Source organism: Bacteroides helcogenes P 36-108 (genome assembly GCF_000186225.1).
In the GTDB taxonomy this organism is placed as follows: domain Bacteria; phylum Bacteroidota; class Bacteroidia; order Bacteroidales; family Bacteroidaceae; genus Bacteroides; species Bacteroides helcogenes.
The window spans coordinates 1,356,359-1,378,032 of sequence record NC_014933.1; the positions used below are offsets into that span (position 1 = coordinate 1,356,359).

Sequence of the window (21,674 nt, forward strand, 5' to 3'; positions counted from 1 at the left end):
TTAAAAATTAAGTGAAATGCCAGGATTATTAGGAAAAAAAATCGGAATGACATCCGTTTTCAGTGCCGAGGGTAAGAATGTACCATGCACTGTTATCGAAGCAGGTCCTTGTGTTGTTACTCAAGTGAAAACTGTAGAAAAAGATGGCTATAAGGCTGTTCAGTTGGGCTTTCAAGATAAGAAAGAAAAGCACACTACCAAGCCTTTGATGGGGCACTTTAAAAAAGCTGGAGTAACTCCCAAGAAACACTTGGCTGAGTTCAAAGAGTTTGAAACAGAATTAAATTTGGGGGATACTGTTACTGTAGAATTGTTTAATGATGCAACTTTTGTTGACGTTGTTGGTACTTCTAAAGGTAAGGGCTTTCAGGGAGTTGTAAAACGTCATGGTTTTGGTGGCGTAGGTCAAACGACTCATGGTCAGCATAATCGAGCTCGTAAACCGGGATCTATTGGTGCTTGTTCTTACCCTGCAAAAGTATTCAAAGGAATGCGTATGGGTGGACAACTTGGCGGTGACAGGGTAACTGTTCAAAATCTGCAAGTATTAAAAGTAATCGCGGAGCATAATCTTCTTTTGATTAAGGGATCTGTTCCTGGTTGCAAAGGTTCAATCGTAATAATTGAGAAATAATGGAAGTTAACGTATATAACATTAAAGGTGAGGACACTGGGAGAAAGGTTACGTTAAACGAATCTATCTTCGGAATTGAGCCCAATGACCATGCTATTTACTTGGATGTTAAACAGTTTATGGCTAATCAACGTCAGGGTACGCATAAGTCAAAAGAAAGAAGTGAAATCAGTGGTTCTACTCGTAAAATCGGTCGTCAGAAAGGTGGTGGCGGCGCACGTCGTGGTGATATGAATTCACCAGTGCTTGTAGGTGGTGGACGTGTGTTTGGCCCAAAACCGAGAGACTACTATTTCAAGTTAAACAAGAAGGTAAAAGCTTTGGCTCGTAAGTCGGCTTTGTCATATAAAGCTCAAAACAATGCAATCGTTGTTGTTGAAGACTTTACTTTTGCAACTCCGAAGACGAAAGACTTCATTGAAATGACAAAGAATCTTAAAGTTTCTGACAAAAAGCTGCTCGTGGTTTTACCGGAAGCAAATAAAAACGTATATTTGTCGGCTCGTAACGTGAAGAGTGCTAATGTGCAGGCGGTCTCAGGGTTAAATACTTATAGAGTATTGGACGCTGGGATTATTGTGCTTGCAGAAAGTGCACTTTCTGCTATCGACAATATCTTAATGTAAAAAGGAGGCTTAAATAATGGGAATTATTATTAAACCGTTAGTGACAGAGAAAATGACTGCAATTACTGATAAGGCAAACAATCGTTTTGGCTTTATCGTGCGTCCTGGAGCTAATAAATTGGAGATTAAGAGCGAGGTTGAAGCCCTTTACAATGTTACGGTAGTTGATGTGAATACAATGAGGTATGCAGGCAAAAATAAAAGCCGTTATACTCGTGCGGGTATCATTAACGGACGTACAAATGCGTTCAAGAAAGCTATTGTTACGTTGAAAGAAGGAGATACTATTGATTTTTATAGCAATATTTAAAAGAAATGGCAGTACGTAAATTTAAGCCCACAACACCGGGGCAAAGACATAAAATTATTGGTACTTACGAAGAGATTACTGCACGAGTACCAGAAAAGTCTCTTGTATTTGGTAAGAAATCTTCAGGTGGTCGCAATAACACGGGTAAAATGACCATGCGTTATATTGGTGGCGGTAGTAAGAAGATTATTCGTATTATTGATTTCAAGAGAAATAAAGATGGTGTACCTGCAGTGGTTAAAACAATTGAATATGATCCGAATCGTTCGGCTCGTATTGCTCTGTTGTTTTATGTAGATGGAGAAAAGAGATATATTATTGCTCCCAATGGATTGCAAGTTGGTATGACTTTGATGTCGGGAGAGACTGCTGCTCCGGAAATCGGAAATGCTCTTCCTCTTCAGAATATTCCGGTCGGTACAGTAATTCATAATATAGAATTACGTCCGGGTCAAGGTGCTGCTTTGGTTCGCTCGGCTGGTAACTTCGCTCAGTTGACTTCGAGAGAAGGTAAATACTGTGTTATCAAGTTGCCTTCAGGTGAGGTTCGTCAGATCCTTAGTACATGTAAGGCTACTATTGGTAGTGTTGGTAACTCAGATCATGGATTGGAAAGTTCAGGTAAAGCTGGACGTTCTCGCTGGTTTGGACGTCGTCCGCGAAACCGTGGTGTTGTAATGAATCCGGTTGATCACCCAATGGGAGGTGGTGAAGGACGTGCTTCAGGAGGACACCCGAGATCTCGTAAGGGATTGTATGCTAAGGGACTTAAGACAAGAGCTCCGAAGAAACAGTCGTCTAAGTATATTATTGAGAGAAGAAAGAAGTAATCTGATTAATTGAGTAAATTATGAGTCGTTCATTAAAAAAAGGTCCGTATATTAACGTTAAGCTTGAAAAGAAAGTACTTACCATGAATGAATCAGGTAAGAAAGTGGTAGTTAAGACTTGGGCCAGAGCTTCAATGATTTCGCCTGATTTTGTGGGGCATACTGTTGCAGTTCACAATGGAAATAAATTTATTCCTGTATATGTTACCGAAAATATGGTAGGACACAAGTTGGGCGAATTTGCTCCAACTCGTACATTCAGAGGACACGCTGGTAACAAGAAAAAATAAAACAGGATTTATTGAAATAATAAAGTAATAATATAATGGGAGCAAGAAAAAAAATATCGGCTGATAAAAGAAAAGAAGCCCTTAAAACCATGTATTTTGCGAAATTGCAAAATGTTCCTACTTCCCCTCGCAAAATGCGTCTCGTGGCTGACATGATTCGTGGGATGGAGGTGAACAGAGCCCTCGGCGTTCTGAAGTTTTCTTCAAAAGAAGCTGCCGCAAGAGTGGAAAAGTTGCTGCGCTCTGCAATTGCTAATTGGGAGCAGAAAAACGAACGTAAAGCTGAAAGTGGCGAGTTGTTCGTAACCAAGATTTTTGTTGATGGTGGTGCTACGCTCAAAAGAATGAGACCGGCTCCGCAGGGTAGAGGTTACAGAATTCGTAAACGTTCAAACCACGTAACGTTGTTCGTTGGTTCTAAAAGTAATAACGAAGATCAAAATTAAGGTAAATGGGACAAAAAGTTAATCCAATAAGCAACCGTTTAGGAATTATCAGAGGATGGGATTCCAATTGGTATGGTGGAAAGAATTACGGCGATTCTCTGCTGGAAGATAGCAAGATTCGTAAATATTTGAATGCTCGTCTTGCAAAAGCCAGTGTTTCAAGAATTGTGATCGAACGTACACTGAAACTCGTGACTATTACCGTTTGTACAGCGCGTCCAGGTATCATTATCGGTAAAGGTGGCCAAGAAGTTGATAAGTTAAAGGAGGAGTTGAAGAAGGTCACTGATAAAGATATCCAGATTAATATCTTCGAAGTTAAAAGACCTGAGTTGGACGCTGTTATTGTGGCTAACAACATCGCTCGCCAGGTTGAAGGTAAAATAGCCTACCGTCGTGCCATTAAGATGGCTATTGCCAATACAATGCGTATGGGTGCGGAAGGTATCAAGATTCAGATTTCAGGACGTTTGAATGGCGCAGAAATGGCTCGTTCTGAAATGTATAAGGAAGGAAGAACCCCATTGCACACTTTCAGAGCAGATATTGACTACTGTCATGCAGAAGCATTGACGAAGGTTGGTCTTCTCGGTATTAAAGTTTGGATTTGTAGAGGTGAAGTTTATGGTAAGAAGGAATTAGCTCCGAACTTTACGCAAAGCAAAGAAAGTGGTCGTGGAAGCAATAGCGGAAACAATGGCGGGAAGAACTTCAAAAGAAAGAAAAATAATCGCTAACGAATTTGATTTTTAGGAATTATGTTACAACCGAAAAAAACAAAATTCAGAAGACAACAAAAAGGCCGTCAAAAAGGTAATGCCCAAAGAGGAAACCAGTTGGCTTTCGGTTCTTTTGGTATTAAGGCCTTGGAGACGAAATGGATTACAGGCCGTCAGATTGAAGCTGCACGTATTGCAGTGACAAGATATATGCAACGTCAAGGACAGATTTGGATTCGTATTTTTCCGGATAAACCTATTACAAGAAAGCCTGCTGATGTACGTATGGGTAAAGGTAAAGGTGCTCCGGAAGGATTTGTTGCTCCTGTTACACCGGGTAGAATAATTATCGAAGCCGAAGGGGTATCTTATGAAATCGCAAAAGAAGCTTTGCGCTTAGCTGCACAAAAGCTTCCTATCACAACGAAATTTGTGGTAAGACGTGATTATGATATTCAAAATCAAAATGCGTAAGAAGTATGAAAATAGCAGAAATTAAAGAGATGCCTACCAATGATTTGGTAGAAAGAGTAGAAGCAGAAGTAGCTAACTATAACCAGATGGTTTTAAATCATTCTATTTCTCCTTTGGATAATCCTGCTCAAATCAAACAATTACGCAGGACTATTGCGCGTATGAAAACTGAATTACGCGAAAGAGAACTTAACAATAAATGATGAGCTTGATGGAAGCAAGAAATTTAAGAAAAGAAAGAACTGGGGTTGTGCTGAGTAATAAAATGGATAAAACCATTACGGTAGCAGCTAAGTTTAAAGAAAAACACCCCATATATGGTAAATTCGTCAGTAAAACGAAGAAGTACCATGCTCATGATGAAAAGAATGAGTGCAATATCGGTGATACTGTACACATCATGGAAACTCGTCCTTTGAGCAAGACTAAGAGATGGAGATTGGTAGAAATAATTGAAAGAGCTAAGTAATTATGATACAAGTAGAATCCAGACTTACAGTATGTGATAATAGCGGAGCAAAAGAGGCTCTCTGTATCCGCGTTTTGGGTGGTACAGGTCGTCGCTATGCTTCAGTTGGGGACGTGATTGTGGTTTCTGTAAAGAGCGTTATCCCTTCAAGTGATATTAAAAAAGGTGCAGTGTCTAAGGCTTTGATCGTACGTACTAAGAAAGAGATCCGTCGTGCTGACGGTTCTTATATACGTTTTGATGATAATGCTTGCGTATTGTTGAATAATGCAGGTGAAATTAGAGGTAGTCGTATTTTCGGTCCAGTAGCTCGTGAACTTCGTGCTGCTAACATGAAAGTTGTGTCACTCGCTCCTGAAGTACTTTAATATTGTAAAAGATTTAAGTAATGAGTAAATTACATATTAAAAAAGGCGATACAGTTTACGTAAATGCTGGTGAAGACAAAGGTAAGACCGGTCGTGTGTTGAAGGTTCTTGTTGATAAAAACCGTGCAATTATTGAAGGTATCAACATGGTGTCTAAGAGCACAAAACCTAATGCAAAGAACCCGCAAGGTGGTATCGTGAAGCAAGAAGCTTCTATCCATTTGTCAAACTTGAATCCGGTTGATCCAAAAACTGGCAAAGCAACGCGTGTTGGTAGAAAAGTAAGTGCCGATGGCACTTTAGTGCGTTATTCTAAAAAAACAGGAGAGGAGATTAAGTAATGAGTAATACTGCTAGCCTTAAGAAAGAATATGCAGAGCGCATTGCGCCTGCATTGAAATCACAGTTCCAGTATTCTTCTTCGATGCAGATACCCGTACTTAAGAAGATTGTTATCAATCAGGGATTAGGTATGGCCGTTGCTGACAAGAAGATTATCGAAGTGGCAATTAATGAAATGACTGCTATCACGGGTCAAAAAGCGGTGGCGACCATTTCTCGTAAAGATATTGCAAACTTTAAGTTGCGTAAAAAAATGCCGATTGGTGTTATGGTGACTTTGCGTCGTGAGAGAATGTATGAATTCCTTGAAAAATTAGTTCGTGTTGCTCTTCCTCGTATTCGTGACTTCAAAGGCATTGAAAGTAAGTTCGATGGTAAGGGTAATTATACCCTTGGTATTCAGGAACAAATCATTTTCCCTGAAATTAATATCGATAGTATTACCAGAATTCTCGGAATGAATATTACCTTTGTAACTTCTGCACAAACAGATGAAGAAGGTTATGCCTTGTTGAAAGAATTCGGTTTACCGTTTAAGAATGCTAAAAAAGATTGATAAATTATGGCAAAAGAATCAATGAAAGCACGTGAAGTAAAACGTGCTAAATTAGTAGCCAAATATGCCGGGAAGAGAGCTGCATTAAAAGAAATCATTAGAATAGGTGATCCTGCTGATGCTTTTGAAGCAGCACAGAAACTTCAAAAACTGCCTAAGAATTCTAATCCGATTCGCATGCACAATCGTTGCAAGCTGACGGGACGTCCGAAGGGATATATTCGTCAATTTGGCGTTTCTAGAATTCAGTTCCGTGAAATGGCCTCTAATGGTCTTATTCCCGGTGTAAAAAAAGCAAGCTGGTAATTTTGTTTTTTAAATATTGTCAGGGAAGGCCTGATTAATTTAATTTATTTTATATGACTGATCCAATAGCAGATTATTTGACGAGGTTGCGGAACGCTATTCAAGCAAAGCACAGAGTTGTGGAAGTTCCGGCTTCAAATTTGAAAAAAGAAATCACTAAGATTCTTTTTGAAAAAGGCTACATTCTTAATTATAAGTTTGTAGAAGATGGTCCCCAAGGCACAATTAAGGTTGCTTTGAAGTATGATCCAGTTAACAAGGTTAACGCTATCAAGAAACTAGAGAGAATTTCTTCTCCAGGTTTACGTCAATATACTGGTTATAAAGACATGCCGCGTGTTATTAATGGTTTGGGTATTGCTATAATATCTACTTCCAAAGGTGTAATGACTAACAAAGAAGCTGCTGAACTGAAGATTGGTGGTGAAGTTTTGTGTTATGTATATTAATTAGGAGGAAATAGCAATGTCTAGAATAGGAAAATTACCCATTAGTGTTCCCGCCGGAGTAACAGTTACTCTAAAGGATGATGTGGTTACCGTTAAGGGACCCAAAGGCGAATTGAGTCAATATGTAAATCCTGCTATCAATGTTGCCATCGAAGAAGGTCATATTGTTCTGTCTGAGAATGAAAATGCAATGCAAGATAATCCAAAGCAGAAGCATGCATTCCATGGTTTATATCGTTCATTGGTACATAATATGGTTATTGGTGTATCTGAAGGATATAAAAAAGAGTTGGAGCTTGTTGGTGTCGGTTATCGTGCTTCTAACCAAGGTAATATCATTGAATTGGCTTTAGGTTATACTCATAATATCTTTATACAGTTACCTCCTGAAGTGAAGGTTGAGACTAAGTCTGAAAGAAATAAAAATCCTCTTATCATTTTAGAATCTTGTGATAAGCAATTACTTGGTCAAATTTGCTCTAAAATACGTTCTTTCCGTAAGCCTGAACCGTATAAGGGTAAGGGTATTAAGTTTGTTGGCGAAGAAATTCGTAGAAAGTCTGGTAAATCAGCTGGTGCTAAATAATTATTTAAATTGATAGTATTATGACAACAAAAATAGAAAGACGAATTAAAATCAAATATAGAGTACGCAATAAAATTTCAGGTTCTACTGAATGCCCGCGTATGAGTGTATTTAGAAGCAATAAGCAAATTTATGTTCAAATTATCGATGATTTGTCCGGTAAGACCTTGGCTGCTGCTTCTTCATTGGGTATGGCTGAAAAAATGCCTAAGAAAGAGCAAGCAGCTAAAGTGGGTGAACTGATTGCAAAAAAAGCTCAGGAAGCAGGTATTACTACTGTTGTTTTCGACCGTAATGGTTACTTGTATCATGGGAGAGTAAAAGAAGTAGCTGATGCTGCTCGTAACGGTGGACTTAAATTTTAATCATTATGGCAGGACTTAATAATAGAGTTAAGATTACAAACGATATAGAGCTGAAAGATAGATTAGTTGCTATTAATCGTGTAACCAAAGTAACCAAGGGTGGTAGGACTTTTAGTTTCTCTGCTATTGTGGTAGTAGGAAATGAAGAAGGTATTATCGGTTGGGGGCTTGGCAAAGCTGGCGAAGTAACTGCCGCTATTGCTAAGGGTGTTGAATCTGCAAAGAAGAACCTGACTAAAGTACCTGTACTGAAAGGTACGGTTCCTCACGAACAGTCTGCTAAGTTCGGTGGTGCTGAAGTATTCATTAAACCTGCCTCTCACGGTACTGGTGTTGTAGCAGGTGGAGCAATGCGCGCAGTGCTTGAAAGCGTTGGTGTAACAGATGTTTTGGCTAAGTCAAAAGGTTCTTCCAACCCGCACAACTTGGTGAAAGCTACTATCTTGGCATTAAGTGAAATGCGCGATGCTCGTATGGTTGCTCAAAACAGAGGAGTTAGTATGGAAAAAGTATTTAGAGGATAAGGAGGAAGAATATGTCGACTATAAAGATTAAACAAGTTAAAAGTAGAATTGGTGCTCCTGCTGATCAAAAGAGAACTCTCGATGCACTGGGACTTCATAAGTTGAATCGTGTGGTTGAACACGAATGTACTCCTTCAATTCTTGGAATGGTGGATAAGGTTAAACACTTGGTTACCATTGTTAAGTAATTATTTGTTGAATATAAAACGAATTACAATATGAACTTAAGTAATTTAAAACCTGCAGAGGGATCTACTAAAACAAGAAAGAGAATCGGACGTGGTCCGGGTTCTGGCTTGGGAGGTACTTCTACCAGAGGTCATAAAGGAGCTAAATCAAGATCTGGATACTCTAAGAAAATCGGTTTTGAAGGTGGTCAGATGCCTCTTCAACGTCGTGTTCCTAAGTTTGGCTTTAAAAATATCAATCGCGTAGAGTATAAGGCCATCAACTTGGATACAATTCAGAAACTGGCCGAAGATAAGAATTTGCAAACTGTAGGTATCAATGACTTCATCACTGCCGGTTTCATTTCTGCAAGCCAGTTGGTAAAAGTATTAGGTAACGGAACTTTGACTGCTAAGTTGGATGTACAAGCACATGCATTTTCTAAGACTGCTGTTGCTGCCATCGAAGCTGCTGGTGGACAAGTAGTAAAACTCTAATTCGATGAGAAAAGCTATTGAAACATTAAAGAATATATGGAAAATTGAGGATCTGAGACAACGGATCCTCATTACCATATTGTTTGTGGCAATTTACCGTTTCGGTTCGTATGTTGTATTGCCGGGTATTAATCCGGCAATGTTGACACAATTGCATCAACAAACAAGCGAGGGTCTTTTAGCCTTGTTAAACATGTTTTCTGGAGGAGCATTCTCTAATGCATCTATTTTTGCATTAGGTATTATGCCTTATATCTCCGCTTCCATTGTGATTCAGTTGCTAGGTATTGCGGTACCGTATTTCCAGAAATTGCAACGTGAAGGTGAGAGCGGTAGAAGAAAAATGAACCAGTATACTCGTTATTTGACGATTATTATTTTGTTGGTTCAAGCTCCTTCTTATTTGCTCAATCTTAAAATGCAGGCTGGTCCTTCCTTAAATGCTTCATTAGATTGGACTCTGTTTATGCTTACTTCTACCATTATATTGGCGGCTGGAAGTATGTTTATTTTGTGGCTTGGTGAGAGAATTACAGACAAGGGAATTGGTAATGGTATCTCTTTGATTATCATGGTAGGTATTATTGCACGTTTACCTCAATCTTTGTTTCAGGAGTTGATTTCTCGTGTGACTGATAAGACTGGTGGTTTGGTGATGTTTTTGATTGAACTTGTAGTCTTGTTAGTTGTCATTGCGTTTGCTATTCTGTTGGTGCAAGGCACGAGAAAGATTCCTGTTCAATATGCAAAGAAGATTGTTGGTAATAAACAATATGGCGGTGCAAGACAGTACATTCCTTTGAAAGTAAATGCAGCTAACGTGATGCCTATTATTTTTGCTCAGGCAATCATGTTCATTCCTATTACTCTCGTGGGATTTTCAAATGTAAATAATGCGAGCGGTTTCATACATGCATTAACTGATCATACAAGCTTTTGGTATAATTTGATTTTTGCGGTATTGATTATATTGTTTACGTATTTCTATACTGCAATTACCATTAACCCGACTCAGATGGCTGAGGATATGAAGAGAAATAATGGTTTCATTCCGGGCATCAAACCGGGAAAGCAAACAGCAGAGTATATTGATGTAATTATGTCACGTATCACTTTGCCGGGTTCTTTCTTTTTGGCTTTGGTTGCTATTATGCCTGCATTTGCCGGTATATTCGGTGTGAAAGCTGAGTTTGCCCAATTCTTCGGTGGTACATCTTTGTTAATTCTTGTAGGTGTGGTTCTTGATACTCTCCAGCAGGTTGAAAGTCATTTGTTGATGAGACACTATGACGGTTTGCTGAAATCTGGACGTATTAAGGGGCGTAGCGGTACAGTGGCTGCGTATTAATCTTATTTTGAAGAATGATATTTCTTAAAACTGAAGATGAGATAGAGCTGCTCCGTAAGAGTAATTTGCTTGTGGGGAAAACGTTGGCTGAGATAGCTAAAGTTATTAAGCCCGGAGTAACAACAAAAGAGCTGGATAAGGTTGCGGAAGAGTTTATTAGAGATAATGGAGCTGTTCCAACATTTAAAGGTTTTCCAAATCAATATGGTGATCCATTTCCAGCTTCTATCTGTACATCTGTTAACGAACAGGTAGTACATGGAATTCCGAGAGAAAGTATAGTACTGAAAGAAGGTGATATTGTTTCTGTTGATTGTGGTACTTATCTGAATGGCTTTTGTGGTGATTCTGCTTATACGTTTAGTGTAGGTGAAGTTGATGAAGAAGTTCGCAAATTACTGAAAGTTACTAAGGAAGCGCTATATATAGGAATACAGAATGCTGTCCAAGGTAAGAGGTTGGGTGATATAGGATATGCTATACAGCAACATTGTGAGTCTAATTCTTATGGTGTAGTGCGTGAGTTTGTCGGTCATGGTATTGGCAAGGAGATGCATGAAGATCCTCAAGTTCCCAACTACGGTAAGCGTGGTTATGGAACGATGTTAAAAAAAGGTTTGTGTATCGCAATTGAGCCAATGATTACTTTAGGTAATCGGCAAATAGTAATGGAACGTGATGGCTGGACGGTTAGAACTAAAGACTGTAAATGCGCTGCTCATTTTGAACATACCATAGCAGTTGGAAGTGGTGAAGCTGATATATTGTCATCATTCAAATTCATTGAAGAAGTATTAGGAGATAAAGCAATTTAAGAAGTTAATATGGCAAAGCAATCTGCAATAGAACAAGATGGAGTTATAGTTGAAGCATTGTCTAATGCAATGTTTCGTGTTGAATTAGAAAACGGACATGAGATTACTGCACATATTTCCGGTAAGATGCGGATGCACTACATCAAAATCCTGCCGGGTGATAAAGTAAGAGTTGAAATGTCTCCTTACGATTTATCGAAAGGAAGAATTGTATTTAGATATAAATAAAATTAAGATATGAAAGTAAGAGCATCCTTAAAGAAACGTACGCCAGAGTGTAAAATCGTTAGACGTAATGGCCGTTTGTATGTTATTAACAAGAAAAATCCTAAGTATAAACAACGTCAAGGATAATATTATTATTTTTGCAAAAAAAATAATTTAGTATATGGCTATAAGAATAGTTGGTGTCGATTTGCCTCAAAACAAGAGAGGTGAAGTTGCGTTGACCTATGTATATGGAATAGGTCGTAGTAGTTCAGCAAAGATTTTGGATAAAGCAGGTGTTGACAAGGACCTGAAAGTAAAAGACTGGACGGATGATCAGGCTGCCAAGATTCGTGAGATCATTGGTGCAGAGTATAAAGTTGAAGGTGATCTTCGCTCTGAAATTCAATTGAACATTAAGCGTTTGATGGATATCGGTTGTTACCGTGGTGTACGTCACCGTATCGGTCTTCCTGTAAGAGGACAGAGCACGAAGAATAATGCTCGTACTCGTAAGGGTAGAAAGAAAACCGTTGCTAATAAGAAAAAAGCTACTAAATAATAATTGTTGATATGGCAAAAAAAACAGTTGCAGCAAAAAAGAGAAATGTAAAGGTAGATGCTAATGGACAGTTGCATGTTCATTCATCTTTCAACAACATTATTGTTTCTCTGGCAAATAGTGAAGGTCAGATTATTTCTTGGTCTTCTGCCGGAAAGATGGGATTTAGAGGTTCTAAGAAGAACACTCCTTATGCAGCACAGATGGCTGCACAAGATTGTGCTAAGATAGCATACGATCTTGGTCTGAGAAAGGTAAAAGCATATGTGAAAGGTCCAGGTAATGGACGTGAGTCTGCTATTAGAACTATCCATGGTGCTGGTATTGAAGTTACTGAAATCATTGATGTAACTCCCCTCCCACATAATGGTTGTCGTCCTCCGAAAAGACGTAGAGTTTAAAAAATTACCTTTAATAAAAGTGATACTTGATTTTGTTATTGGATTGTACTTCTTCTCTGCAATCGCGGCTGCAACAAATTGAGTTCATGAATAAACAATTAAATATTTAAAAGAAATGGCTAGATATACTGGACCAAAATCAAGAATAGCCCGTAAATTCGGTGAAGGTATCTTTGGAGCAGACAAAGTATTGTCAAAGAAGAATTATCCTCCTGGACAGCATGGTAATTCAAGAAAAAGAAAAACTTCAGAATATGGTGTTCAACTTCGTGAGAAACAGAAGGCCAAATACACCTATGGAGTCTTAGAAAAACAATTCCGCAACTTGTTTGAGAAGGCAGAAACAGCTAAGGGTATTACTGGTGAGATTCTTCTTCAGTTGCTTGAAGGTCGTCTTGATAACATTGTATTCCGTTTGGGAATTGCTCCTACTCGTGCGGCTGCTCGTCAGTTGGTGAGCCACAAACATATTACTGTGGATGGTGAGGTAGTGAATATTCCTTCATATGCTGTAAAGCCGGGACAGGTGATTGGCGTTCGTGAAAGATCTAAATCTTTGGAAGTTATTGCTAATTCATTGGCTGGCTTTAATCACAGCAAGTATCCTTGGTTGGAATGGGATGATAACTCTAAGGTTGGTAAATTGCTGCATGTACCTGAAAGAGCAGACATTCCTGAAAACATTAAAGAGCATTTGATTGTAGAATTGTATTCTAAATAATAATTAATTTCATGGCGATATTAGCATTTCAAAAACCTGATAAAGTATTAATGTTGGAAGCGGACTCAAGATTCGGTAAATTCGAATTTCGTCCGTTGGAGCCCGGTTTCGGTATTACCGTGGGTAATGCATTGCGCCGCATTCTGCTTTCTTCATTGGAAGGTTTTGCCATCACTACTATTAAAATAGAAGGTGTTGAGCACGAATTTTCCAGTGTTCCGGGAGTTAAAGAGGATGTTACTAACATTATCTTGAATCTGAAACAGGTGAGATTCAAGCAAGTAGTTGAGGAATTCGAGAGCGAAAAAGTAAGTATTACAATCGAGAATTCAAGTGAATTTAAAGCAGGTGACATAGGTAAGTATCTGACTGGATTTGAAGTGTTAAATCCTGAATTAGTTATTTGTCATTTAGACTCAAAATCAACTATGCAGATAGATATTGCGATTAACAAAGGTCGTGGTTATGTTCCTGCTGACGAGAACCGCGAATATTGCACCGATGTGAACGTAATTCCTATTGATTCTATTTATACTCCGATACGTAATGTGAAGTATCAGGTAGAAAACTTCCGTGTAGAGCAGAAGACTGACTACGAGAAGCTGGTTCTTGAGATTACTACCGATGGTTCTATACATCCGAAAGAAGCTCTGAAAGAAGCTGCAAAAATTCTGATTTATCACTTCATGCTCTTCTCTGATGAGAAGATTACACTGGAAAGCAACGATGTTGACGGTAACGAGGAATTTGATGAAGAAGTTTTGCATATGCGTCAGTTGTTAAAAACTAAGCTCGTTGATATGGATCTTTCTGTCCGTGCCCTCAACTGTTTGAAGGCAGCAGATGTAGAGACACTCGGCGACTTGGTACAATTCAATAAAACCGATTTGCTGAAATTCAGAAATTTCGGAAAGAAATCGCTTACCGAGCTTGATGATTTGCTGGAAAGTCTGAATCTGTCGTTTGGAACCGATATTTCTAAATACAAATTAGATAAAGAATAAAAAATGAGACATAATAAAAAATTCAACCATTTGGGTCGTACTGCCTCTCATAGAAGCGCTATGCTGTCTAATATGGCGTGTTCTTTGATTAAGCACAAAAGAATCACTACGACTGTTGCAAAGGCTAAAGCATTGAAGAAATTCGTTGAGCCTTTGATAACTAAAGCTAAAGATGATACGACAAACTCTCGTCGTGTTGTATTTAGCAATTTGCAAGATAAGTATGCAGTGACTGAACTGTTTAAGGAAATCTCTGTGAAGATTGCTGATCGTCCGGGTGGTTATACTCGTATTATCAAAACAGGTAACCGTTTGGGTGATAATGCAGAAATGTGCTTCATTGAACTCGTTGACTACAATGAGAACATGGCTAAGGAGAAAGTTGCCAAGAAAGCTACCCGCACCCGTCGTTCAAAGAAAAGTGCAAATGAAACTGCATCGGTTGCTGAAGCTCCGGTTGCTGAAGAAGTTAAAGCTGAATAGTTCAACTATTCTTTCTATATTATAGAAAGCCGTTCCGGGTTCGGGATGGCTTTTCTGTTTTTAATAGATTACTGAACAAACATTAAAAGATATGTGGGATAAATAATCCTATTGAGAAAACTGTTATATTTGCGGATAGATATGGCCAAATTTTTAAGATTTATAGGGTTCCTGATACTTGCATTAGCTTTCTGGCAGACTGCAAGTAATGCATTTGCTCACAGAAAGGCAGATGTAGGAATGCAGATGTCCGGTAATGAACTTACCGTATATTATCAGGAGAGTACCACTATCTCGCTTCCTCAGTTGCCATATTTGCCTGACGCCGAATTGTCCGGTATGTCAGGGCAGTCACAGTTCTTGACCTTTTCTCGGCTGCAACGCTATATTACGACAGAATATATTTTGTCTGTAAAAGACTGGATTGATAAGCTGGCTCAGCGAGAGGCTGTCCTGTCTCTGCACCGTGAGAAGCTATATGATGTTACACCTCACTATCGTTGTCAACCTGTATGTGAATACTATATTTTCACGTTAAGGCGAATTATCATTTAGAATTTTAATGAATTCATTTTCTACGTTTCTTGCATGTGTCAGGCGATGTGTGCAAGGAAAAACTGTATGCTTCTACTAAAAAAATAAATTCATTAAAACAGTTATAATTATGGCAACTCAAACTATTAACGCAACTCTTTTTTCATCCACACATCCTGAAATTGCAAAACGGACCAGTATGTCCGGGCTTATTTTCTCGGTTATTATGCTGGTGGCAGGCATTCTTCTTTTTGCATTACTTTTCGAAATGAACGATAAGGCTTCCACTGTCAGTATGACTCTTATGGTAGTTGGGACGGCATTGATCTTATTTGGGGTGTTCCGTTTGTTTTGGAGGTCGAAGGAGATTGTTTATTTACCCACGGGAAGCGTGGCGAAGGAGCGTAGTATTTATTTTGACCTGAAACATATGGATAGGTTGACGGAAATGCTTGAACATAAGCAGTTGGACGGTGAGTCTGATATAAAGAGTGATACCAGCGGAAATGTGCGTATGGATGTCATGCTCTCACTGGATAACAAATTTGCAGCGGTACAGTTGTTCCAGTTTGTTCCCTATACTTATACTCCGGTGACTTCCGTATGCTATTTTACGGGGGGAGATGCCGCCGCAGTGTCAGCTTTTCTGTTGAAATGCAAAACGGCATGACCTTTTAGGTAAACTCATACCTGAATTATAGATGGGAATTAGTCGGCAACGGCAATTCCCATTTTTTTCATTAGGAAGCAGGCATTCATATTTTGTGCGATGCCTTGTCGCAGGCGGTACGAGAATGCCAGCTCGTTGTTTGTGATGTCTGCCTCGAAGCAATGATTGCGGATATTTTCGGGGAATAGGTTGATAAGAGTTCCCAGAAGCAAGTCGTGAGTGGCGATGATACCGTTGGCTTGCAATGCCATGAATTGCTTGATGAGAGCAAAAGAACCTTTTTGTTTGTCCATAGAATTGGTCCCTTTCAGGATTTCATCGAGAATGATGAATAGTTCTTCACCCGATTGCAATTTGTCGATGATAAGCTTCAGGCGTTTGAGTTCGGCAAAGAAGTAAGATTCGTTGTCGTTTAGGGAGTCGGAAGTACGCAGGCTTGTAATCAGTCGGGTAGGATGGAATTCCATTTGGCGGGCACAGACGGGTGTGCCGATGCAAGCAAGGAGATAGTTGATACCCACAGTGCGTAGATAAGTGCTTTTTCCAGCCATGTTGGCTCCAGTGATGATGATGAAGAAAGGCCGTTGTTCCATTTCGATGTCATTGTGGACGCAGTATTCGCGGTTCATCAACGGATGTCCCAAAGACTTGGCACAAAACTTGAAGGGAGCGATGCCTTTTTTGTTAATAGGGGATTCGTTTGTGTTGCCGAGAATGGTGGGATATACATATTCCGGGTGGTTATAGGCAAACGTGGCCAGTGAATTAAGAGCATCTGTCTGTCCGATGGCACTCAGCCAGCGGGTCAGGTCTGAGGCATATTGCTCTTTCCATACCTCGATACGCATGATTTGACGAAGCTCCCAAAAGAACAGACCGTTGAGGATGACATACATGAATATATTGTTGCGTTGGTCAAGTTCGTCCATGAGCTTGCTCAACCGATGGATAGCACGGGACGCTTTTCTCTTCTCACCTCCTATTTTCTCTTTAATCTCCTTTAGCAGGGATGCTTGCATGGGTTGTTCTTCTATAAGGCGGAGTAACACGGCATAGGTGGCGAGGATTTGCAGCTTTTTCCCGTAAATGGCTTGTGCCTTAGTGATCTGCCCTGTAAAGCTGAATCCGGCAGCTACAAAGCATGACCAAATGATGCCATATATGGTTGCGGGCAGTATGCCGGTGATTACCAACATAAGGCATATCAGATTAGTGCCGGTGACTGATGCCGGTAAGGCACGCAGTAATTTTTTTGTTCTAAAGACGGCAGGGCTTGCCGCCCATTCCTTTAGTTCCGCTTCATCCGCTGCTTTTCCTTTGTGCAGCAGTCCGAGAATGCGGAAGCGTTGGCGGAATTTCAATTCCGGAGCCAGTTCGCGAATGGCCTCCTGACGTTTCCGGATTTTCTCTTGCTCCTCGAGATGCTTGTTCAGCCACTCTGCCAAACGGTGCTTTCCCGGCTGTGTGCACGTCCGGTTGATATACTGAAACAAAGAGTGGGGACCAAATACATCCAAGTCGTAGGAATAAAGATGTGCAGGATCGACAAATTCTTCTCCGTTGTCGAAGGCAGAGATGTCATAATACAATGCGGCAAGTTCTTGTTCGTTGACTTCTATTTCTTTTTCCAGGTAATCCTTCCTGTAGAACAGCCGGTTGTGGTACTTTATCAAGAGTGTGAACGGCAACAGAGTTACGATTGCGATGGCTACCGGTATTTCCCAGCTCTCTGACTGGAAGTAAATGATTCCTGTCACTCCGGCGGCAAACAATAGCAACCGCAGAGTGCCGATGCGATAAATCTGTTGCTGTACTTTGTTCAGTTTTCGTTTGGCCTCCTCGGCAATGCTGCGGTAAACGGCACTTATTTCGGTTATTGTATTCATTGGCTATAGATTAATTTGTATGCATACCGGCAGAATTAAGGTTTGCATACGGTTTATTTCAGGTGTTTACGGGGATAAAGGTAGATATTTTTGCCGAATGCGACAATCATTTTATGCTGTATTGCTGCTTTATCCGTATTCATTCTTGAACCGTGTACAATAGAGTCGTAACCTCTGTTATTACTAAAAGCCCATTAATTATATCAAGGGTATGGAGGTATTGTGGCATGGGGATGGGCTGAACGCACTTACACGTAGTTAGGTCTCCATTCACCTATTTAGGGGTATCATCATGGAATCATATATTTTTTTCGTTGTATGTTTGCCGGATATCGAGAAAAAATGTACCTTTCGCTCACGAAAATAAAGTTTCAGATGGAGGAGATTAAAGAATGAAGAGGTTTTGGTTGTTAGGTGTTTGGATGCTGCTGTCTGCTTTGCCCAGCTTTGCCCAACAGATTATGTATTCCGGCTTGAAGGAGTTGATGGAAAATAGTGGAGATACGGTTACCACATTAAAGGTGGAGAAGCGTTCCAAGAATCAGATTTACCTGACGGGGGGAGCTGACTATCGTATTGAAGCGGAGGAAAATCCCGGTCTTTGCAAGTATTTGAAGTCCCGTTGTTATGCCGTGCAGATAGATACGGTACTGTATGTCAACTGCCGGAAGATGCGGTATAAGCATTACCGTTTCGGAGGTTGGTATGCACCGGCCATGTGGGTACGTGGAAAGATATATTATTGCGCTCAACCTGTGGGGCAAGTGGCAACCAGCACTGCTGCGCCTGCCGATGCCACTAAATTGGGCGGTGAAGTGGGAGATGCCATTGCCGCATCTGGGTTGGTGCATGCAAGAGTGTATTACGAACTTGATCCCGAAACGGGTAAATCAATATTTGTAGGCAAGGACAGGATGAAGGAGCTGCTGGACGGTGAGCCGGCTTTGCAGGAAAAACTCTTAAAGGAGACAAGTGAGTCGGCTACGGTTATCGGAAAATATCTGCGGCAACTGAAATAATTTCCAACCTACAGCGTTCATGTACTGAATTTTCTTACTCTTTTGACTAAATGATAAAAAATCCCGGTATTCTATTGTGAATATCGGGATTAATTTTTATATTGCGGCAGATATAAACTTGTATCTGCTTACAATTTGTAACCAACCTTATTTGATTGCTATGGAGATAACTTTGAGTAACACATTGCCTCCTTACCCCTCCTTTGCTGAGGGCATCCGGCGAGCGCCGGACCGTGGCTTTACCCTTACCCTTTCGCAGACGGCTACGGCACTGAAAAATGCATTGCGCTATATTCCTGAGGATTTGCACGAGATTCTTGCTCCTGAATTTATGGAAGAACTTCGTACCCGTGGACGAATTTACGGTTACCGTTATCGTCCGCAGGGTGATTTGAAAGCAAAGCCGATCGATGAATATAAGGGGAATTGTATTGAAGGCAAAGCCTTCCAAGTGATGATTGACAATAACCTTTGTTTCGATATTGCCCTCTATCCCTACGAATTGGTTACCTACGGTGAGACGGGGCAAGTGTGCCAAAACTGGATGCAGTATCGGCTTATCAAACAATATTTGGAAGTGTTGACTCGGGATCAGACCTTGGTTATCGAGAGCGGGCATCCCTTGGGATTGTTTAAATCGAAACCCGAAGCACCTCGTGTTATTATCACTAATGCCCTCATGGTAGGACTCTATGATAATCAGAAAGATTGGCATACCGCCATGCAAATGGGTGTAGCCAATTATGGTCAAATGACCGCCGGTGGCTGGATGTATATCGGGCCTCAGGGTATTGTGCACGGTACATTCAATACCTTGTTGAATGCAGGGCGACTGAAATTAGGTATCCCACAGGGTGGCGATTTGCGTGGTCATCTGTTTGTCTCCTCCGGTTTGGGAGGTATGAGCGGTGCACAACCCAAAGCTGCTGAAATGTCGGGAGCCGCCGCTATCATTGCCGAAGTAGATGCGTCCCGTATCGAAACCCGTCATAGCCAAGGATGGGTGGGGCATGCCACAGACTCTATTTCAGAAGCTTTCGCATGGGCACAAGATGCCATGAACAAGCGGGAGCCTATTTCCATTGCCTATCACGGAAATGTTGTAGACCTGTTGGAATATGCTGTACAGAAACATTTAAAGATAGATTTACTTTCCGATCAAACTTCTTGCCATGCCACATACGAAGGTGGTTATTGTCCTGTGGGGTTGACTTTTGAAGAACGTACCCGTATGCTTCACGAAAATCCCTTAGAGTTTCGTCGCTATGTCGATGTTTCTTTAGAACGCCATTTCAAGGCTATCAAAACATTGGTGAACTGTGGAACCTATTTCTTCGATTATGGCAATTCCTTTATGAAAGCTGTTTTCGATGCCGGTGTCAGCGAGATTGCACGGGACGGTGACGATAAGAATGGTTTTATATTTCCCAGTTACGTGGAAGATATTATGGGGCCCGAACTCTTTGATTACGGCTATGGTCCATTCCGTTGGGTATGTCTGAGCGGGAAACATGAAGATCTTGTCAAAACAGACCGTGCCGCTATGGAATGCATTGATCCTACACGTCGCGGACAAGATATGGATAACTATAACTGGATTCGCGATGCAGAAAAGAATAATCTTGTAGTCGGCACTCAGGCACGCATACTTTATCAGGATGCCGAGGGACGTATGAATATTGCTCTTCGTTTCAATGAGATGGTGCGCAAAGGTGAAGTCGGTCCTATCATGTTGGGGCGCGATCACCATGATGTTAGCGGCACGGACTCTCCATTCCGCGAAACTTCGAATATAAAAGATGGCAGTAATGTGATGGCGGATATGGCTGTACAATGTTTTGCCGGTAATTGCGCCCGAGGAATGAGCTTGGTGGCTTTGCACAATGGTGGTGGCGTAGGTATTGGTAAAGCCATAAACGGCGGTTTCGGCATGGTGTGCGATGGCTCCGAAAGAGTAGATGAGATATTGCGTTCCGCCATGTTGTGGGACGTGATGGGAGGTGTGGCACGTCGTTCGTGGGCACGTAATCCGCATGCGATGGAGACAAGTGAAGAATTTAACCAGACTCATGCCGATGGATACCATATTACGTTGCCATACGTAGCGGATGATGAATTGATTGATAAGTATATATAATAAATGAAGAATTATGAATAGAATTATTGAGTGCGTTCCTAACTTCAGCGAAGGACGTGACCTGCAAAAGATAGACGAGATAGTAGCTCCTTTCCGTGCCCGTCAAGGCGTGAAATTGCTTGATTATAGTAATGATGAAGACCACAATCGTTTGGTGGTTACTGTTGTGGGCGAGCCCGAACCGCTTCGCGAAGCAGTGCTCGAAGCTATCGGCGTAGCAGTCCGCCTTATTGACCTCAATACCCATAAGGGACAGCACCCACGTATGGGAGCAGTGGATGTAGTGCCTTTTATTCCTATCAAGAATGTAACGATGGAAGAAGCCATCGCCCTTTCTAAAGAGGTAGCCGGGGAAGTGGCAAAACGTTATAATCTCCCCGTCTTCTTGTACGAGAAATCTGCTTCCGCACCGTATCGCGAAAACCTTGCAGCCATCCGCAAGGGTGAATTCGAAGGAATGGGAGAAAAGATAAAACAACCGGAATGGCACCCCGATTTCGGTCCCGCCGAGAAGCATCCTACTGCTGGTACGGTAGCCATCGGTGCCCGTATGCCTTTGGTAGCTTATAATGTCAACCTCAGTACTCCTAATCTGGAGATAGCTCACGATATAGCTAAGAAGATCCGTTTCATCGGCGGCGGTTTGCGTTATTGCAAGGCTATGGGGGTGGAACTGAAAGACCGGGGAATTACCCAAGTCTCCATTAACATGACGGACTTTACACATACAGCCCTTTACCGTGCTTTCGAATTGGTTCGCATTGAAGCCCGCCGTTACGGAGTGAGCATTGTGGGGAGTGAAATCATCGGACTTGTACCTATGGAAGCGCTGATTGATACTGCATCCTATTACTTGGGCTTGGAAAACTTTTCTATGCAGCAAGTGTTGGAAGCAAGAATTATGGAGTAGTTATAATTAGAAATCAGG

35 protein-coding genes are annotated in these 21,674 nt (G+C 40.9%); 34 read left to right on the plus strand and 1 reads right to left on the minus strand.

The genetic code is table 11. The annotated features are described in order from the left end of the window. The first annotated feature begins 16 nt into the window (after positions 1-16). The 31 genes from rplC to BACHE_RS05445 all read left to right on the plus strand — a co-directional run bounded on the left by rplC (position 17) and on the right by BACHE_RS05445 (position 15,704). Positions 17-634 carry a 50S ribosomal protein L3 gene (gene rplC / locus BACHE_RS05300; RefSeq protein WP_013546673.1) on the plus strand — a complete coding sequence of 206 codons (618 nt, stop codon included), beginning with the start codon at positions 17-19 and terminating at the stop codon, positions 632-634. Continuing rightward, positions 634-1,260, plus strand: a complete 627-nt coding sequence (rplD, locus tag BACHE_RS05305) for a 50S ribosomal protein L4 (RefSeq protein WP_013546674.1) — start codon at positions 634-636, stop codon at positions 1,258-1,260. The genes rplC and rplD overlap by 1 nt, the downstream gene beginning before the upstream one ends. 16 nt (positions 1,261-1,276) lie before the next feature. After that, positions 1,277-1,570: a 50S ribosomal protein L23 gene (gene rplW, locus BACHE_RS05310; RefSeq protein ID WP_013546675.1), complete on the plus strand. Its 294-nt coding sequence runs from the start codon at positions 1,277-1,279 to the stop codon at positions 1,568-1,570. A 5-nt stretch (positions 1,571-1,575) separates the two neighbouring features. Beyond that, complete coding sequence (gene rplB, locus BACHE_RS05315; protein WP_013546676.1) at positions 1,576-2,400, plus strand: 50S ribosomal protein L2; 825 nt, start codon at positions 1,576-1,578, stop codon at positions 2,398-2,400. A gap of 20 nt (positions 2,401-2,420) precedes the next feature. Continuing rightward, positions 2,421-2,690 carry a 30S ribosomal protein S19 gene (gene rpsS / locus BACHE_RS05320; RefSeq protein ID WP_013546677.1) on the plus strand — a complete coding sequence of 90 codons (270 nt, stop codon included), beginning with the start codon at positions 2,421-2,423 and terminating at the stop codon, positions 2,688-2,690. Positions 2,691-2,725: 35 nt separating this feature from the next. Next, the gene (gene rplV / locus BACHE_RS05325) at positions 2,726-3,136 is read left to right on the plus strand and encodes a 50S ribosomal protein L22 (RefSeq protein ID WP_009125136.1); all 411 of its coding nucleotides are present in this window, start codon (positions 2,726-2,728) and stop codon (positions 3,134-3,136) included. A 5-nt stretch (positions 3,137-3,141) separates the two neighbouring features. Continuing rightward, the gene (rpsC, locus tag BACHE_RS05330; protein ID WP_004291235.1) at positions 3,142-3,873 is read left to right on the plus strand and encodes a 30S ribosomal protein S3; all 732 of its coding nucleotides are present in this window, start codon (positions 3,142-3,144) and stop codon (positions 3,871-3,873) included. Positions 3,874-3,894: 21 nt separating this feature from the next. Then, positions 3,895-4,329, plus strand: a complete 435-nt coding sequence (rplP, locus tag BACHE_RS05335; protein WP_004291234.1) for a 50S ribosomal protein L16 — start codon at positions 3,895-3,897, stop codon at positions 4,327-4,329. Positions 4,330-4,334: 5 nt separating this feature from the next. Then, entirely contained in the window at positions 4,335-4,532 is a 198-nt protein-coding gene (gene rpmC / locus BACHE_RS05340; RefSeq protein ID WP_013546678.1) for a 50S ribosomal protein L29, read from the plus strand. After that, a complete protein-coding gene (gene rpsQ, locus BACHE_RS05345) occupies positions 4,529-4,798 on the plus strand; it encodes a 30S ribosomal protein S17 (RefSeq protein WP_005825701.1) in 270 nt (89 codons plus the stop codon). Before rpmC ends, rpsQ begins: the two co-directional genes overlap by 4 nt. A gap of 2 nt (positions 4,799-4,800) precedes the next feature. Beyond that, complete coding sequence (gene rplN / locus BACHE_RS05350) at positions 4,801-5,166, plus strand: 50S ribosomal protein L14 (RefSeq protein WP_005656528.1); 366 nt, start codon at positions 4,801-4,803, stop codon at positions 5,164-5,166. A 20-nt stretch (positions 5,167-5,186) separates the two neighbouring features. Further along, positions 5,187-5,507, plus strand: a complete 321-nt coding sequence (gene rplX, locus BACHE_RS05355; RefSeq protein ID WP_013546679.1) for a 50S ribosomal protein L24 — start codon at positions 5,187-5,189, stop codon at positions 5,505-5,507. Then, positions 5,507-6,064: a 50S ribosomal protein L5 gene (gene rplE, locus BACHE_RS05360; RefSeq protein WP_013546680.1), complete on the plus strand. Its 558-nt coding sequence runs from the start codon at positions 5,507-5,509 to the stop codon at positions 6,062-6,064. Before rplX ends, rplE begins: the two co-directional genes overlap by 1 nt. Positions 6,065-6,070: 6 nt before the next feature. Then, positions 6,071-6,370 (plus strand): 30S ribosomal protein S14, encoded by a 300-nt coding sequence (gene rpsN, locus BACHE_RS05365; RefSeq protein ID WP_013546681.1) that lies wholly within the window; start codon positions 6,071-6,073, stop codon positions 6,368-6,370. 53 nt (positions 6,371-6,423) lie between these two features. Continuing rightward, the gene (gene rpsH, locus BACHE_RS05370; RefSeq protein WP_004291226.1) at positions 6,424-6,819 is read left to right on the plus strand and encodes a 30S ribosomal protein S8; all 396 of its coding nucleotides are present in this window, start codon (positions 6,424-6,426) and stop codon (positions 6,817-6,819) included. Positions 6,820-6,835: 16 nt separating this feature from the next. Continuing rightward, entirely contained in the window at positions 6,836-7,405 is a 570-nt protein-coding gene (rplF, locus tag BACHE_RS05375; RefSeq protein ID WP_013546682.1) for a 50S ribosomal protein L6, read from the plus strand. 20 nt (positions 7,406-7,425) lie between these two features. After that, positions 7,426-7,770, plus strand: a complete 345-nt coding sequence (gene rplR, locus BACHE_RS05380) for a 50S ribosomal protein L18 (protein ID WP_013546683.1) — start codon at positions 7,426-7,428, stop codon at positions 7,768-7,770. Between the two features lie 5 nt (positions 7,771-7,775). Next, positions 7,776-8,294 (plus strand): 30S ribosomal protein S5, encoded by a 519-nt coding sequence (rpsE, locus tag BACHE_RS05385; RefSeq protein WP_005656517.1) that lies wholly within the window; start codon positions 7,776-7,778, stop codon positions 8,292-8,294. 11 nt (positions 8,295-8,305) lie between these two features. Beyond that, the gene (gene rpmD, locus BACHE_RS05390) at positions 8,306-8,482 is read left to right on the plus strand and encodes a 50S ribosomal protein L30 (RefSeq protein WP_004291222.1); all 177 of its coding nucleotides are present in this window, start codon (positions 8,306-8,308) and stop codon (positions 8,480-8,482) included. A gap of 30 nt (positions 8,483-8,512) precedes the next feature. Further along, a complete protein-coding gene (gene rplO, locus BACHE_RS05395) occupies positions 8,513-8,959 on the plus strand; it encodes a 50S ribosomal protein L15 (protein ID WP_013546684.1) in 447 nt (148 codons plus the stop codon). A 4-nt stretch (positions 8,960-8,963) separates the two neighbouring features. Then, a complete protein-coding gene (secY, locus tag BACHE_RS05400; protein WP_013546685.1) occupies positions 8,964-10,307 on the plus strand; it encodes a preprotein translocase subunit SecY in 1,344 nt (447 codons plus the stop codon). 14 nt (positions 10,308-10,321) lie between these two features. Continuing rightward, complete coding sequence (gene map, locus BACHE_RS05405; RefSeq protein WP_013546686.1) at positions 10,322-11,122, plus strand: type I methionyl aminopeptidase; 801 nt, start codon at positions 10,322-10,324, stop codon at positions 11,120-11,122. A gap of 9 nt (positions 11,123-11,131) precedes the next feature. Next, a complete protein-coding gene (infA, locus tag BACHE_RS05410) occupies positions 11,132-11,350 on the plus strand; it encodes a translation initiation factor IF-1 (RefSeq protein ID WP_002558052.1) in 219 nt (72 codons plus the stop codon). Between the two features lie 9 nt (positions 11,351-11,359). Then, on the plus strand, positions 11,360-11,476 hold the full coding sequence (ykgO, locus tag BACHE_RS16900) for a type B 50S ribosomal protein L36 (protein ID WP_002558051.1): 117 nt from the start codon (positions 11,360-11,362) through the stop codon (positions 11,474-11,476). 34 nt (positions 11,477-11,510) lie between these two features. Next, complete coding sequence (gene rpsM, locus BACHE_RS05415) at positions 11,511-11,891, plus strand: 30S ribosomal protein S13 (protein WP_013546687.1); 381 nt, start codon at positions 11,511-11,513, stop codon at positions 11,889-11,891. An 11-nt stretch (positions 11,892-11,902) separates the two neighbouring features. After that, positions 11,903-12,292 (plus strand): 30S ribosomal protein S11, encoded by a 390-nt coding sequence (rpsK, locus tag BACHE_RS05420; RefSeq protein ID WP_002558049.1) that lies wholly within the window; start codon positions 11,903-11,905, stop codon positions 12,290-12,292. A gap of 115 nt (positions 12,293-12,407) precedes the next feature. After that, positions 12,408-13,013 (plus strand): 30S ribosomal protein S4, encoded by a 606-nt coding sequence (rpsD, locus tag BACHE_RS05425; protein WP_005825685.1) that lies wholly within the window; start codon positions 12,408-12,410, stop codon positions 13,011-13,013. 11 nt (positions 13,014-13,024) lie between these two features. Beyond that, a complete protein-coding gene (locus BACHE_RS05430) occupies positions 13,025-14,017 on the plus strand; it encodes a DNA-directed RNA polymerase subunit alpha (RefSeq protein ID WP_013546689.1) in 993 nt (330 codons plus the stop codon). A gap of 3 nt (positions 14,018-14,020) precedes the next feature. After that, positions 14,021-14,500, plus strand: coding sequence for a 50S ribosomal protein L17 (gene rplQ, locus BACHE_RS05435; RefSeq protein ID WP_013546690.1), 480 nt, complete (start codon positions 14,021-14,023; stop codon positions 14,498-14,500). A 141-nt stretch (positions 14,501-14,641) separates the two neighbouring features. Then, the gene (locus tag BACHE_RS05440; RefSeq protein ID WP_013546691.1) at positions 14,642-15,055 is read left to right on the plus strand and encodes a hypothetical protein; all 414 of its coding nucleotides are present in this window, start codon (positions 14,642-14,644) and stop codon (positions 15,053-15,055) included. A 109-nt stretch (positions 15,056-15,164) separates the two neighbouring features. Continuing rightward, positions 15,165-15,704 carry a hypothetical protein gene (locus BACHE_RS05445; protein ID WP_013546692.1) on the plus strand — a complete coding sequence of 180 codons (540 nt, stop codon included), beginning with the start codon at positions 15,165-15,167 and terminating at the stop codon, positions 15,702-15,704. A gap of 38 nt (positions 15,705-15,742) precedes the next feature. Here the strand turns inward: BACHE_RS05445 and BACHE_RS05450 are convergent, their stop codons facing one another. Continuing rightward, entirely contained in the window at positions 15,743-17,590 is a 1,848-nt protein-coding gene (locus tag BACHE_RS05450; protein WP_013546693.1) for a MutS family DNA mismatch repair protein, read from the minus strand. Between the two features lie 392 nt (positions 17,591-17,982). On the opposite strand from BACHE_RS05450, the gene BACHE_RS05455 reads away from it, so the two are divergent. The 3 genes from BACHE_RS05455 (at position 17,983) to ftcD (ending at position 21,656) form a co-directional block, all read left to right on the plus strand. Beyond that, positions 17,983-18,609, plus strand: a complete 627-nt coding sequence (locus tag BACHE_RS05455; RefSeq protein ID WP_013546694.1) for a DUF6563 family protein — start codon at positions 17,983-17,985, stop codon at positions 18,607-18,609. A 160-nt stretch (positions 18,610-18,769) separates the two neighbouring features. Further along, complete coding sequence (locus tag BACHE_RS05460; protein ID WP_013546695.1) at positions 18,770-20,746, plus strand: urocanate hydratase; 1,977 nt, start codon at positions 18,770-18,772, stop codon at positions 20,744-20,746. A 13-nt stretch (positions 20,747-20,759) separates the two neighbouring features. Continuing rightward, entirely contained in the window at positions 20,760-21,656 is an 897-nt protein-coding gene (gene ftcD, locus BACHE_RS05465; RefSeq protein WP_013546696.1) for a glutamate formimidoyltransferase, read from the plus strand. The last annotated feature ends 18 nt before the right edge of the window (positions 21,657-21,674 follow it).